The sequence below is a fragment of the Streptomyces nigra genome (assembly GCF_003074055.1).
Taxonomy (GTDB): Bacteria; Actinomycetota; Actinomycetes; order Streptomycetales; family Streptomycetaceae; genus Streptomyces; species Streptomyces nigra.
Genome location: NZ_CP029043.1, coordinates 2,325,794 through 2,339,654, shown reverse-complemented (window position 1 = coordinate 2,339,654; position 13,861 = coordinate 2,325,794). Strand labels below are relative to the sequence as shown.

14 protein-coding genes are annotated in these 13,861 nt (G+C 70.9%); 7 read left to right on the top strand and 7 right to left on the bottom strand.

Annotated elements, in window-relative coordinates; translation table 11 throughout:
- Positions 1–3: 3 nt before the first annotated feature.
- Genes DC008_RS10845 through DC008_RS10835 form a run of 3 tightly spaced genes read right to left on the bottom strand, consistent with a single transcriptional unit; the run spans position 4 to position 2,761 of the window.
- Positions 4–1,359 (bottom strand): GH1 family beta-glucosidase, encoded by a 1,356-nt coding sequence (locus DC008_RS10845; protein WP_164492287.1) that lies wholly within the window; start codon positions 1,357–1,359, stop codon positions 4–6.
- A 44-nt stretch (positions 1,360–1,403) separates the two neighbouring features.
- The gene (locus DC008_RS10840) at positions 1,404–1,670 is read right to left on the bottom strand and encodes a protealysin inhibitor emfourin (protein ID WP_108706793.1); all 267 of its coding nucleotides are present in this window, start codon (positions 1,668–1,670) and stop codon (positions 1,404–1,406) included.
- A gap of 20 nt (positions 1,671–1,690) precedes the next feature.
- Entirely contained in the window at positions 1,691–2,761 is a 1,071-nt protein-coding gene (locus DC008_RS10835) for a M4 family metallopeptidase (protein WP_108706792.1), read from the bottom strand.
- 348 nt (positions 2,762–3,109) lie between these two features.
- On the opposite strand from DC008_RS10835, the gene leuA reads away from it, so the two are divergent.
- From leuA to DC008_RS10805, 5 genes are all read left to right on the top strand, one after another.
- The gene (gene leuA, locus DC008_RS10825) at positions 3,110–4,831 is read left to right on the top strand and encodes a 2-isopropylmalate synthase (protein ID WP_108706791.1); all 1,722 of its coding nucleotides are present in this window, start codon (positions 3,110–3,112) and stop codon (positions 4,829–4,831) included.
- Between the two features lie 186 nt (positions 4,832–5,017).
- Positions 5,018–5,716: a TerB family tellurite resistance protein gene (locus DC008_RS10820; RefSeq protein ID WP_108706790.1), complete on the top strand. Its 699-nt coding sequence runs from the start codon at positions 5,018–5,020 to the stop codon at positions 5,714–5,716.
- Positions 5,717–5,804: 88 nt separating this feature from the next.
- Complete coding sequence (locus tag DC008_RS10815; protein ID WP_108710643.1) at positions 5,805–6,215, top strand: VOC family protein; 411 nt, start codon at positions 5,805–5,807, stop codon at positions 6,213–6,215.
- 53 nt (positions 6,216–6,268) lie between these two features.
- The gene (locus tag DC008_RS10810; RefSeq protein ID WP_108706789.1) at positions 6,269–8,632 is read left to right on the top strand and encodes an ATP-binding cassette domain-containing protein; all 2,364 of its coding nucleotides are present in this window, start codon (positions 6,269–6,271) and stop codon (positions 8,630–8,632) included.
- 180 nt (positions 8,633–8,812) lie between these two features.
- A complete protein-coding gene (locus DC008_RS10805) occupies positions 8,813–9,229 on the top strand; it encodes a helix-turn-helix transcriptional regulator (RefSeq protein ID WP_108710642.1) in 417 nt (138 codons plus the stop codon).
- Between the two features lie 58 nt (positions 9,230–9,287).
- Here DC008_RS10805 and DC008_RS35410 read toward each other — a convergent pair whose 3' ends face one another.
- Positions 9,288–10,217, bottom strand: a complete 930-nt coding sequence (locus tag DC008_RS35410) for a hypothetical protein (protein ID WP_164492286.1) — start codon at positions 10,215–10,217, stop codon at positions 9,288–9,290.
- Complete coding sequence (locus tag DC008_RS10795) at positions 10,214–10,738, bottom strand: SigE family RNA polymerase sigma factor (protein ID WP_108706788.1); 525 nt, start codon at positions 10,736–10,738, stop codon at positions 10,214–10,216. Before DC008_RS10795 ends, DC008_RS35410 begins: the two co-directional genes overlap by 4 nt.
- An 81-nt stretch (positions 10,739–10,819) precedes the next feature.
- Between DC008_RS10795 and DC008_RS10790 the strand changes: the two genes are divergently transcribed.
- Complete coding sequence (locus DC008_RS10790) at positions 10,820–11,257, top strand: phosphatase domain-containing protein (RefSeq protein WP_108706787.1); 438 nt, start codon at positions 10,820–10,822, stop codon at positions 11,255–11,257.
- Here the strand turns inward: DC008_RS10790 and bla are convergent.
- Positions 11,250–12,131 carry a class A beta-lactamase gene (bla, locus tag DC008_RS10785; protein ID WP_108706786.1) on the bottom strand — a complete coding sequence of 294 codons (882 nt, stop codon included), beginning with the start codon at positions 12,129–12,131 and terminating at the stop codon, positions 11,250–11,252. The two genes, DC008_RS10790 and bla, sit on opposite strands and share 8 nt — an antisense overlap.
- Before the next feature lie 118 nt (positions 12,132–12,249).
- Positions 12,250–12,816 (bottom strand): GNAT family N-acetyltransferase, encoded by a 567-nt coding sequence (locus DC008_RS10780; protein WP_108706785.1) that lies wholly within the window; start codon positions 12,814–12,816, stop codon positions 12,250–12,252.
- Positions 12,817–12,996: 180 nt separating this feature from the next.
- Here DC008_RS10780 and DC008_RS10775 point away from each other — a divergent pair, with 180 nt between their 5' ends.
- Positions 12,997–13,791, top strand: a complete 795-nt coding sequence (locus tag DC008_RS10775; protein WP_244221342.1) for an SCO2525 family SAM-dependent methyltransferase — start codon at positions 12,997–12,999, stop codon at positions 13,789–13,791.
- Positions 13,792–13,861 lie beyond the last annotated feature (70 nt).

Here is a 13,861-nt window from a genome sequence, read left to right as displayed (position 1 = left end):
CGGTCAGCCGGTCCGGGGCCCCGCCTGCCGCTGGTCCCGCAGCAGCTCGCGGAACCAGCGGTAGGAGGCCTTCGGCGTGCGCCGCTGCGTGGCGAAGTCGACGTGCACCAGCCCGAAGCGGCGCGCGTAGCCCTCCGCCCACTCGAAGTTGTCCAGCAGCGACCAGACGAAGTAGCCGCGCACGTCCACGCCCGCCTCCACCGCCCGGTGCAGCGCGCGGACATGGCCGTCCAGATAGGCGATGCGCTCCCGGTCGTCGACGCCCTCGTAGGAGCAGCCGTTCTCGGTGATGACGAACGGCGGGAGACGGTCGCCGTAGCGGTCCCGGAAGCCGGTGAGGAGTTCGGTCAGACCTTCCGGCACCACCGGCCAGCCGAAGTCGGTCGTCGGGACGCCCTCGATGTCCCGTACGGAGAAGGGCAGTTCGGCGGGCATGCTGACCCCGCCGAACTCGATCTCCGTGCCCTGCGGCGCCCCCACCCGGGTCGGCGCGTAGTAGTTGACGCCGTAGAAGTCGAGCGGCTGCGCGATGACCTTCAGGTCGGCCTCGACGTCTCCCGGCAGAAGCGCGTCGATGCCGTCGGGGTAGCGGCCGAGCAGCAGCGGGTCGGCGAACAGCCGGTTCAGCAGCAGGTCGTAGAAGTCGGCCGCCTCCAGGTCGGCCTGCTCCTGGGAGGCCGGCCAGGTCGGCCCGTGGGAGTTGGCGATCCCGACATCCGTCGCGCCGGCCGCGCGCAGCGCCTGCACGGCGAGCCCGTGGGCCAGCAACTGGTGGTGGGCGACCGGCAGGGCGTCGAACAGGAGTCGCCGGCCGGGCGCGTGGGTGCCCAGGGCGTGGCCCAGCAGCGTGTGCTCGGCCGGTTCGTTGAGGGTGATCCACGTGCCGACCCGGTCGCCGAGGCGGTCCGCGACCACGGACACGTACGCGGCGAACCGGTCGGCCGTGTCCCGCTCCAGCCAGTCCAGTTCGACCGGCAGGTCCCAGTGGAAGAGTGTCGGCACCGGGCGCACGCCCGCCGCGCACAGCTCGTCCACCAGACGGTCGTAGAAGTCCAGCCCCTGCGGGGAGTTCACCCGCGGCCAGGAGATGGAGAACCGGTACGCGTCCACGCCGAGACCGGAGAGCAGCGCCACGTCCTCGCGGTAGCGGTGGAAGTGGTCGCAGGCCACCTCGGCCGTCGACCCGTCCTTCACCCGCCCCGGCTCGGCCGTGAACGCGTCCCACACGGACCGCCCACGGGTGTCCGCCGCGCCCTCGATCTGGTGGGCGGAGGTGGACACCCCCCACAGGAAGCCGTCCGGGAATCGGGGTGTCGATGGGGTCGCGCCGCGCTCGTCGATCGCCATGCGCCGGATCATCGGCACCGGCGGAGGCATTAGTCAACGGCCCGACAGGACACGTCCTACGCACCCTCCTTCAGCACCCGTGAGATGAGCGCGCGCTGTTCGTCGGTGAGCCGGGGGTCGGAGCAGTACACCGTCCGGCCGTCCACGGTGATCTGATAGCTGAAGCCGTCCGGCACCCCGACGGGCGGCGTGCCCCGGCAAGACGCCAGCGCGCTCTCGGCCAGGGCGTGCCACTTCTCGGCGTCCGCCCGCCCGGAGGTGTCCACCTCGGCGTGCCGTTCGATGCCCGCGAACCCGCCCGTGCGCCGTACCTGAATACGCATGGGACCTGTCTATTACGCGGCTACGGAATCCGCACCCCGACCTGCTCCCAGGCCTTCGCCACGGCCCGGAACTCGTCACCCCCGTCGCCGAAGCGCTCCCGGGCCGCCTTCACGGTGAGGGACGCGAAGTCGGTGAACATCGCCCGGTCCGGCAGCTCACCGCCGGTGAGCACGTCGAACCAGATCTGCCCGGCCCGCTCCCAGGCGTGGCCGCCCAGCGCGGTCGCGGCCAGGTAGAAGGCGCGGTTGGGGATGCCGGAGTTGATGTGGACGCCGCCGTTGTCCCGGCCGGTGCGGACGTAGTCGTCCATCGTGGCGGGCTGCGGGTCCTTGCCGAGGACGTCGTCGTCGTACGCGCTGCCCGGCTCCTTCATCGAGCGCAGTGCCTTGCCGGAGACGCCGGGCGCGAGCAGGCCCGCGCCGATCAGCCAGTCGGCCTCGGTCGCGGTCTGGCCGAGCGTGTACTGCTTGATGAGGGCGCCGAAGACATCGGACATCGACTCGTTCAGCGCGCCGGGCTGTCCGTAGTAGGTGAGGTTGGCCGTGTACTGGGTGACGCCGTGGGCGAGCTCGTGCCCGATGACGTCGATCGGGATGGTGAAGTCGAGGAAGATCTCGCCGTCCCCGTCGCCGAACACCATCTGCTCGCCGTTCCAGAAGGCGTTGTTGTAGTCCTCGTCGTAGTGGACGGTGGCGTCCAGCGGCAGTCCGTCGCCGTCGATGGAGTGCCGGCCGTACGCCTTCAGGAACAGCTCGAAGGTGGCGCCGAGCCCCGAGAAGGCGCGGTTGACCGTGGCGTCCCGGCCGGGTTCGTCGCCCTCGCCGCGGACCTTGGTGCCGGGCAGGGCGGTGCCGTGCCCGGCGTCATGGATGGTGCGCAGCGGCTGGTCCGACGGCGCCTTGGCGAGCGGTGCCGCGGCGAGCGCGAACTCGGTGGTGACGCGGCGCCTGCCGCGCAGCTCGCTGTCGCGGACCAGGGTCCTGCGGGCCGGGCCGGAGAGCGCGGGGTCGTCGTTCTTGGCCAGCCGGTCCAGGACGTGCGGCGGTACGACGGTGCAGAAGACGGGCTCGAAGCCCCCGTTGGTCGTCATGTGCCGCACCATTGCACTGCGTGAGGGGGATGTCACGAGCAGCGACCATGATTGGTGAAATATGCGGATGCGGTCACGGTCCGTGGTCGCTCTGTGTTATGTGGCAGTGTCCGTCTTGTGGCTTTTCGCACATACTCTCGGGCTCCTTCATGAGCGCCCGGTCCCGCATACTGATATGGGCCGCCGCATACCGGAGAGCTCGGCTAGCATGCTTCGCATCATGCGTTTCGGGCTGCTTCTTCTTAGCTGCCGCGGCGAGGGCCTGTAGTCCAGGTCGACTCCCTCCCCGCGGAGCTTCGCGTTGCGTCGTCGGCCGTCCTTCCGGACATCCTGAGGAGCCCCGCAGACATGGCGAACCGCCAGCAGCCCAGCACCATGCCGATCCACAAGTACGGCCGCTACGAGCAGGTCGACATCCCCGACCGGACCTGGCCGGACCAGCGTGTCACCACCGCTCCCCGCTGGCTCTCCACCGACCTGCGCGACGGCAACCAGGCCCTGATCGACCCGATGTCGCCCGAGCGCAAGCGCCGGATGTTCGACCAGCTGGTCAAGATGGGCTACAAGGAGATCGAGGTCGGCTTCCCCGCCTCCGGCCAGACCGACTTCGATTTCGTACGGTCGATCATCGAGGACCCCGAGGCCATCCCGGACGACGTCACCATCTCCGTGCTGACCCAGGCCCGCGAGGACCTGATCGAGCGCACCGTGGAGTCCCTGAAGGGCGCCAAGCGGGCCACCGTCCACCTGTACAACGCCACCGCGCCCGTCTTCCGCCGCGTGGTCTTCCGCGGCTCCAAGGACGACATCAAGCAGATCGCCGTCGACGGCACCCGCCTGGTGATGGAGTACGCGGAGAAGCTGCTGGGCCCCGAGACCGAGTTCGGCTACCAGTACAGCCCCGAGATCTTCACCGACACCGAGCTGGACTTCGCGCTGGAGGTCTGTGAGGCGGTGATGGACGTCTACCAGCCCGGCCCCGGCCGCGAGATCATCCTCAACCTGCCCGCCACCGTGGAGCGTTCGACGCCGTCCACGCACGCGGACCGCTTCGAGTGGATGCACCGCAACCTGTCCCGCCGCGAGCACGTCTGCCTGTCCGTCCACCCGCACAACGACCGCGGCACCGCCGTCGCCGCCGCCGAGCTGGCGCTGATGGCCGGCGCCGACCGCATCGAGGGCTGTCTGTTCGGGCAGGGCGAGCGCACCGGCAACGTCGACCTGGTCACCCTGGGCATGAACCTCTTCTCCCAGGGCGTCGACCCGCAGATCGACTTCTCCGACATCGACGAGATCCGCCGTACGTGGGAGTACTGCAACCAGATGGAGGTCCACCCGCGCCACCCGTACGTGGGCGACCTGGTCTACACGTCCTTCTCCGGCTCCCACCAGGACGCCATCAAGAAGGGCTTCGACGCCATGGAGGCCGACGCCAAGGCGAAGGGCGTCACCGTCGACGACATCGAGTGGGCCGTCCCGTACCTGCCGATCGACCCGAAGGACGTCGGCCGCTCCTACGAGGCCGTCATCCGCGTCAACTCGCAGTCCGGCAAGGGCGGTATCGCGTACGTCCTGAAGAACGACCACAAGCTGGAGCTGCCGCGCCGGATGCAGATCGAGTTCTCGAAGATCATCCAGGCGAAGACGGACGCCGAGGGCGGCGAGGTCACCGGCTCCGACATCTGGGCGACCTTCCAGGACGAGTACCTGCCGAACCCGGAGAACCCCTGGGGCCGGCTGCAGGTCAAAAACGGCCAGTCGACCACCGACACCGACGGCGTCGACACCCTCAAGGTGGAGGCGACCGTCGACGGCGCCGACACCGTCCTGGAAGGCAGCGGCAACGGTCCGATCTCGGCCTTCTTCGACGCCCTGGCGAAGATCGGCATCGACGCGCGCCTGCTGGACTACCAGGAGCACACCATGAGCGAGGGCGCCTCCGCGCAGGCCGCCTCGTACATCGAGTGCGCCATCGACGGCAAGGTGCTGTGGGGCATCGGGATCGACGCCAACACCACCCGCGCCTCGCTGAAGGCCGTCGTGTCGGCCGTCAACCGGGCCGCCCGCTGACCGTCCCCCACACGGGGAGTCGAGGCCCCGTCCGCCGTGCTCCGGCGGGCGGGGCCCCGACTGTTTCCGGCCAGCCGAACGTGCAGGTCACGGAGAGGTCTCGTCCGGGGTACTGACTCCACGTCCAAGGTGTGGCTAACATCACGCAAGCGCGGCGATGTTGCCGTGGCGTTACGGAGGTGCGACGTGCTGCCAGGACGGGGACGAGACGACCGTGCCGCCAGGCCTGCGCGCCTCCTGGGCACCCGCGTCGTGTGGACGGCCGCCGGGGACGGCGAGTTCTTCTGCCCCGGGTGCGGAGGCGACCGCAACTACCAGCGGCTGACCGGCCGCCGCCGCTTCACCCTGCTCGGCGTCCCGGTGCTGCCGCGCGGCGAGACCGGCCCCGTCGTCGAGTGCGCGGCCTGCCGCCGCCACTTCGGCACCGACGCCCTGGACCACCCCACCACCACCCGCTTCTCCGCGATGCTCCGCGACGCCGTGCACACCGTCGCCCTCGCCGTGCTCTCCGCGGGCGGCACCTGCGCCCGCCCCGCCCTGGAGACCGCCGCGGCCACGGTCCGCGCGGCCGGCTTCGACGACTGCACCGAGGAACAGCTCAGCGCCCTGGTGGACGCGCTGGCCGCCGACACCGGCCGCGTCCTGTCCGAGCCCTGCGGCCCCGGGCTCGCCATAGAGCTCCACGAGGCCCTGGACCCGCTCGCCCCGCACCTCGCCCCCGCCGGCCGCGAGTCGATCCTCCTCCAGGGCGCCCGCATCGCCCTCGCCGACGGCCCCTACACCCCCGCCGAACGCGACACCCTCGCCACGGTCGGCGCCGCCCTCACCCTGTGCACGGAGGACGTGACGGGCCTCCTGGCAGCAGCGGCCCGAACGCCTTCCTGACGCGGTCCCGCCGGCCCCTTCCGGACTCCGGCGCGTGAGGTCAGGAATCGAGAAGCGCCGCCCTCCGCCCGCCGCTAGCGTGACGGGCATGGACATCAGCATTCACGCCAGCTTCCTCCCGCACGACGACCCGGAGGCCTCGCTGGCCTTCTACCGGGACGTCCTCGGCTTCGAGGTCCGCAACGACGTCGGGCAGGGCACGATGCGCTGGATCACCGTGGGACGGCCCGGGCAGCCCGGCACCTCGCTCCTGCTCGCGCCGCCCGCCGCCGACCCCGGTGTCACCGACGACGAGCGGCGGGTCATCGCCGAGATGATGGCCAAGGGCACCTACGGCTGGCTGCTGCTGGCCACCGCCGACGTCGACGAGACCTTCGAGAAGGTGCAGGCCGCCGGCGCCGAGGTCGTGCAGGAGCCGACCGACCAGCCGTACGGCATCCGCGACTGCGCCTTCCGCGACCCCGCGGGCAACCTCATCCGCATCCAGGCCCGGGGCTGACCCCGCCCCACCGGACGACGACCCCCGACCCAGTCGCAGATGGAGACCTCACGATGACCGAGCCGCACGTCGCCGACACCCACGATCTGATCCGTGTGTACGGGGCGCGGGAGAACAACCTCAGGGACGTCAGCATAGAGATCCCGAAACGCCGGCTGACGGTGTTCACCGGGGTCTCCGGCTCCGGCAAGAGCTCGCTGGTGTTCGACACCATCGCCGCCGAGTCGCAGCGGCTGATCAACGAGACCTACAGCGCGTTCGTCCAGGGCTTCATGCCGAACCTGGCCCGCCCCGAGGTCGACGTCCTCGACGGACTGACCACCGCCATCACCGTCGACCAGCAGCGCATGGGCTCCGACCCGCGCTCCACCGTCGGCACCGCCACCGACGCCAACGCGATGCTGCGCATCCTCTTCAGCCGGCTCGCCGAACCGCACATCGGGCCGCCCTCCGCCTACTCCTTCAACGTCGCCTCCGTCTCGGCGAGCGGCGGCCTCACCGTGGACCGGGGCGCCGACCGGACCAAGACCGAGAAGGTCACCTTCAGCCGTACCGGCGGCATGTGCACCCACTGCGAGGGCCGGGGCCGGGTCTCCGACATCGACCTCACCCAGCTCTACGACGACTCCAAGTCGCTCGCGGAGGATCCCTTCACCATCCCCACCTACACGGGAGACGGGTGGGTCGTGCGGGTGATCGCCGAGTCCGGCTTCTTCGACAAGAACAAGCCGATCCGCGAGTACACCAAGAAGGAACGGCACGACTTCCTCTACCGCGAGCCGACCAAGGTCAAGATCAACGGCGTCAATCTGACGTACGAGGGCCTGATCCCCAAGCTGCAGAAGTCGTTCCTGTCCAAGGACCGCGAGTCGATGCAGCCGCACATCCGGGCCTTCGTGGACCGGGCCGTCACCTTCGCCGTCTGCCCCGAGTGCGACGGCACCCGGCTCAGCGCGCCGGCCCGCTCGTCGAAGATCGACGGAGTGAGCATCGCCGACGCCTGCGCCATGGAGATCCGCGACCTCGCCGAGTGGGTCCGCGGCCTGGACGCCCCGTCGGCCGCCCCGCTGCTCGACAAACTCCGGCACAGCCTCGACTCGTTCGAGGAGATCGGCCTCGGCTATCTCTCCCTCGACCGGGCCTCCGGCACCCTCTCCGGCGGTGAGGCGCAGCGCATCAAGATGGTCCGCCACCTCGGCTCCTCGCTCACCGACGTCACCTACGTCTTCGACGAGCCCACCGTCGGACTGCACCCGCACGACATCCAGCGGATGAACAACCTGCTGCTGCGCCTGCGGGACAAGGGCAACACCGTCCTCGTCGTGGAGCACAAGCCGGAGACCATCGCGATCGCCGACCACGTCGTCGACCTCGGCCCGGGCGCCGGCGCGGCCGGCGGCACCGTCTGCTTCGAGGGCACCGTGGAGGACCTGCGCGGGTCCGACACCGTCACCGGCCGCCACCTCGACGACCGGGCCAAGCTCAAGGACACCGTCCGCACCTCCACCGGCACCCTGGAGATCCGCGGCGCCGGTGCCAACAACCTCCAGAACGTCGACGTCGACATCCCGCTCGGCGTGCTCTGCGTCGTCACCGGCGTCGCCGGCTCCGGCAAGAGCTCCCTCGTGCACGGCTCCATCCCGGCACCCGAAGGCGTCGTCTCCGTCGACCAGACGCCGATCCGCGGTTCGCGCCGCAGCAACCCGGCCACCTACACCGGGCTGCTGGAGCCGGTCCGCAAGGCGTTCGCCAAGGCCAACGGCGTCAAGCCGGCCCTGTTCAGCGCCAACTCCGAGGGCGCCTGCCCCACCTGCAACGGCGCCGGCGTCGTCTACACCGACCTGGCGATCATGCAGAGCGTCGCCACCACCTGCGAGGACTGCGGCGGCAAGCGGTTCGACGCCTCCGTCCTGGAGTACCGCCTCGGCGGGCGGGACATCAGCGAGGTCCTCGCGATGCCGGTCACCGAGGCCGAGGAGTTCTTCCGCGAGGGCGAGGCCCGTATCCCGGCCGCCCACCGGATCGTCCAGCGGATGGCGGAGGTCGGGCTGGGCTACCTCACCCTCGGCCAGCCGCTGACCACCCTGTCCGGCGGTGAGCGCCAGCGCCTCAAGCTGGCCGTGCACATGGCCGACAAGGGCGGCGTCTACGTCCTCGACGAGCCGACGACCGGTCTGCACCTCGCCGACGTCGAGCAGTTGCTCGGCCTGCTGGACCGGCTGGTGGACTCCGGCAAGTCCGTCATCGTCATCGAGCACCACCAGGCCGTCATGGCCCACGCCGACTGGATCATCGACCTCGGTCCCGGCGCCGGTCACGACGGCGGCCGGATCGTCTTCGAGGGCACCCCCGCCGAGCTGGTCGCGTCCCGCTCCACCCTCACCGGTCAGCACCTCGCGGCCTACGTGGGCGGCTGAGCGCCGATGTGCCTGACCGGATCACCGGCCAGGGCCCTGCTGACGTCCCGCTCCCGCCTGCTGCGGGAGTGGACGTCCGAGGAGGCCCCCGGCGAAGATGTGGGGGTGACGTCCCACCGCTCGACCCCCGACGAACAGCGGCTGCGCACCCTGGTCGCGCTGCGCCGCGTCCGCGACCGGATGGACCGGGAGTACGCGCGGCCCCTCGACGTGGAGGCCCTCGCCCGCGGCGTCCACATGTCGGCGGGCCATCTCAGCCGCGAGTTCCGGGCCGCCTACGGCGAGTCGCCCTACGGCTATCTGATGACGCGGCGCATCGAGCGGGCGATGGCCCTGCTGCGCCGCGGCGACCTCAGCGTCACGGAGGTCTGCTTCGAGGTCGGCTGCTCGTCCCTGGGCACCTTCAGCACCCGTTTCACGGAGCTGGTCGGGATGTCGCCGAGCGCCTACCGGCGCCAGGAGACCGGTGCGGTGGCCGGCATCCCGTCCTGTGTGGCGAAGCAGGTGACCCGGCCGATGCGCAACCGTGAGGCGCCGTTCGGCCTGGCCGCCGCCGTCAACGGCACGGCACCGGCGGGCGCCCGCGCGAGAACGTGACGGCGGGCCGGGGGCGCCCTCCCCGGTGGGGCGCCCCCGGCCCGCCTCGCGGTATGTCCTACGGCAGGGTCTTCTCCCAGTACTTGTCGTCGTCGGAGTCGTAGATCAGCTCGCCCCCGGCGTCGTAGCCCTTGATGTGCGGGGTCCGCGTGACCTGCTCGTTGAGCACGCCGGACGCGACGAAGCGGCCCTTGCCGACGGTGGCCTCCGCGCGGGAGTCGCCGTAGGAGACCGTCACCCGGGCCACCGACGGCTTGACGCTGCCGACGACCGCCCAGCGGAACGGCAGCCGCCAGCGGCCGTGGTCCAGGACCGTCTGCTTGAAGAGCCGGTTGCCGTTGGGGTTCACCAGCACCGCGCCCTCGTCCGGGATGGCCTCGCTGTCGTCGGTGAACGCGGTGATGCCCTGCGTCACACCGTCCTCGAGCCGGCAGATCAGCGAGGACCGTTCCTCGTCGTCGGCCTGCGCGACCACGAAGACGCCGTCGCCCCCCGTGTTGGAGTCGCCGGTGCTGCGCATCGCCAGCACGATCGTGTACTCGTCCGCCGGGGCCAGACCCGGCCGGCCCGGCCCGGAGCGGGTGAACTCCGAGTCCAGGCAGTTCTCCAGACCGTCCCCGGCCTGGTCCCAGGTGACGCCGTCGAACAGCGCCGCCCTCGCGCGGTCCGGCTGCGCGCTCGGCGACGGGGACGCCTTCCCGGAAGCCGAAGCAGAGGCCGGGGCCGACGGTGTCGGGGCCGCCGCCGTGCTGCCCTGCGCGCTCCCCGCCCCCAGGCCGTACACCCCGGCCGGTACCGCCACCAGCGTCGCCAGGGCCGCGCCCGCCAGCGCCACCCGGCGCCGCCGCTCCGCCACACCCTGCCGCCTGATCTGCGGATAGGGCGCCGCGGACGGCCGGATCGTATAGGCGTCCTCCGCGAGCAGTTCCCTCAGTTCCTCCTCGAAGTCCCGTTCTCCGTCGCCCATGTGCCGCCTGTCGTCGTTCACCGGTTGCCTCCCTGACCGGACGGGGTCATCCGGGAGAGCCCCGGACATGTACGCAGCTTCGCCAGTCCCTTGGACGCCTGGCTCTTGACCGTCCCCACGGAGCAGCCGAGCAGCTCGGCCACCTCCGCCTCGGACAGGTCCTCCCAGTACCGCATGACCACCACCGCCCGCTGTTTGGGCGGCAGTTGGGCCAGCGCGCCGAGGAGCGCCCCGCGCTCGTCGACGCCCGCGTAGCCCTCGTCGCGTCCCGCGCGGTCCGGCGGGGCGTCGGTCAGCGACTCCCGGACCCGCCGCTTGCGGAACCGGTCGCTGTTGCAGCTGACCAGCATCCGTCGGACGTACGCCTCCGGGCTGTCGGCGCGCGACACCCGCCGCCATGCGCGGTACGCCTTCGCCAGAGCCGTCTGGGTCAGGTCCTCCGCGTGGTGCGCGTCCCCGGTGAGGAGATACGCGGTCCTGACGAGGTGCGACCATCGCGCTCTGACGAATTCCTGGAACTGGGCCTCTAGTTCGGCCTGCATCAAGCACCCTCCCTCGCCCACCAGACCACCACCGTGCCGGAATCGGTTGCCCGGAGTGCGGCGCCCGGTTCGAATGGGACGGTGGAGACCGAGAAGCAGTGGCACGAGAGCGATCCGGGAGTCCTGAGGCTGCCGTCCGGACGGCTGGTGCGCGGCCGCGCCCTGCGCCGCCGCCTCGACCCGGCGGCACCCCCGCCCACCTACGGCGTCTATCTCCTCGGCCGCAGGCCGCCCGCGACCGAGTGGGAGGCCCACTGGATCCGCTGGCCCGACTTCCGCCTCCCCGCCGACCGCGCCGCCGCCCGCGCTGCACTCACCGCCGCCTGGGAACGGGCCCCGTACGAGCGCGTCGAGATCGCCTGCGGCGGCGGACGCGGCCGTACGGGGACGGCGCTGGCGTGTCTCGCGGTCCTGGACGGCGTACCGGCCGGGGAGGCCGTGGACTTCGTGCGGCGGCACTACGACCGGCACGCCGTGGAGACGCCGTGGCAGCGGCGTTACGTGCGGACGTTCAGCTGAGCGTGTCCGCCACGAGTCTCGTCGCCTCGACGATCAGCGCGTGGTCGTACGCCGCGTCCTGCTCGGGCCGGGTCGTCATGACGGCGAGGACGAGCGGGACGCCCTCCTCGGTCCAGACGACTCCCGCGTCGTTGTTCGCGCCGTAGCTGCCGCCGCCGGTCTTGTCGGCGACCGTCCACGGCGGCGGCAGGGCCGCGCGGAAGCGGTTGACGCTGGTGGTGTTGTGCAGCAGCCAGTGTGTCAGCCGGGCCCGGTCGCGGGCGTCGAGGGCTTCCCCGAGGACCAGCCGGGCGTAACTGCCGCCGATGGCGCGCGGGCTCGTGGTGTCGGTGACCCGCCACGGCTCCGCCGAGTTCAGCTCGGTCTCCCAGCGGTCCAGCCGGGTCACCCGGTCGCCGATCGAGCGGGCGAACCGGGTGACCGCCGTGGGCCCGCCGATCTGGCGCAGCAGCAGGTTCCCGGCCGTGTTGTCGCTGAACCGGATGGCCGCGTCCGCGAGTTCGGCGACCGTCATGCCGGTCTCCAGATGCGCCCGCGTGACGTCGGAGTTGGCCACCAGATCGGCCTCGGTGTAGTGGATCCGCCGGGCCAGCACCTCGCCGTCGCGGTCCAGGTCGCGCAGCACGGCCGCGACGGCGAGCGGCTTGAACAGCGAGCAGACCGGGAAGCGCTCGTCGGCGCGGTGCGTGAGGGTCCGGCCGGTGACCACGTTGTGGGCGTACACACCGAGCCGGGCGCCATGGCCGCGCTCGAGCTCGCGCAGCCGGGCCCGGACGTCACCGCCGGCCGTGGCATGGGCGGGTCCGGCGGCCGGCGCGGCGGCCACGGCGCCCGCCGTGACGAGCAGCGCACGGCGGCTCATCCGCGAAGACATCGGAGGCGTGGGGGAGGTGGGGGAGGGAATCGTGCTCTCCTTCGTTCGAGGGACGTCGACGATCTACTGATGATCGACGCCCTCGCCCCTCCCTTGGTTGCGACGCCGTGGACACCCCCTACGGGCGGTACGGGTCCTGCCAGGGCTCCGCACGGTCAGGGCCCATCTCCAGCACCATGATGAGCCGGTCCTCGCCGGGTCCCAGGTAGTCGCGGTGGACTCTGCCGTCGGTGGAGAAGCCCAGGGTGCGGTACAGCGCGATGGCCGCCGCGTTCGTCGGCTCCACGGTCAGCCGCACCTCGTGCACCCGCTCCCGGCGCAGCTGCCGCAGCACCTCCAGCATCAGCCGCCGGCCCAGGCCCCGGCCCCGCTGGTCGGCGCTGACGGCGAGGCTGAGGACCCAGCAGACATAGCCGTCCGACGTCGTCACGAACAGCACATAGCCGTGCAGGCACTCCCCGTCGTCCAGGACGAGGATGCGGTCCCCGTGGACGTCGATGTGCTGGCGGAGCACGAAGTAGGGGTACGGATCCTCGGGGAAGACCTCCCGGTCCACGCGCAGAAGCTCGGGCAGATCGGCCTCGGTGACCCCCCGCATGGTCAGCGGCCGGTCGTCGCGGTCGGCGAAGAACGCCTGGTCGGTGTGGTGTCCCCGGAAAGGGAAACGTTCCTCCGGTAGCGCCATCGGCCGCCCCCTGTGTGATGGAATGCCGTCACTCGTGCAGGTGAGTACCCGTGCCCGCCGTTGCCGGTGCCCACCGAGGTCCGCCCCATCTTGAGCAGCGGCGTTCCCGCTGGACAAGACCGCACTGTGCCTATGCCCCAACGCGCTCCCGGTGCGCCTCCTTTTGGTACCGTTGGTGGAATGACCCAGAGATCGTCGGGGGGCGTCCAGGTGATGAATGCCGATGTGCCATGGGACGCGGCATTCGACTCGATCGCCTACCTTGATCACAATTACCGCGCCTTACAGGCGGAGGACGCGGAGATCCTGCACATCATCCGGGACCATTTCGGCGACCATTTCCGGAAACAGGGCGTCGGGCCGGTCAGCGGGATCGACGTGGGGGCGGGGGTGAACCTGTACCCGGCCCTCGCGATGCTGCCCTGGTGCGACGAGATCACGCTCTTCGAGCGCTCCGCGTCCAACGTGGCCTACCTCAAGAGCCAGATCGACGGCTACGACGACAACTGGGACAAGTTCTGGGCCGCCCTGTGCCGCAAGGACGCCTACCGCACCATGGACATGGACCCGCGTGAGCGCTTCCGCAAGGTCGTCCAGGTCGAGCAGGGCGACATCTTCGACCTCCGCGACGAGGGGCGCTGGTCCGTCGGCACGATGTTCTTCGTCGCCGAGTCGATGACCGCCGTGCACGCCGAGTTCGAGCTCGGCGTCGAGCGGTTCATGCGCGCCCTGGCCCCGGGCGCCCCCTTCGCCACCGCCTTCATGGAACATTCGAAGGGCTATCACGCCGGTGAGCATTTCTTCCCGGCGTGTGACGTGGGAGAATCCGAGGTGCGCGCGAGTCTCGAGGCTTTCGCGGGCGACTTCAAGGTGCAACGACTCGAATCCGCGGCAGCCGTACGCGACGGATATTCGGGAATGATCGTGGCCTACGGCTGGCGGGCGAATTCGGATTCGCCCATTCCGGTCGGCTGATCGACAAGGCTTCACAACAGCACAGAGATATTCCTCAAGTGATGGCAGTGCGGCCTGTGTGAGGGGCATG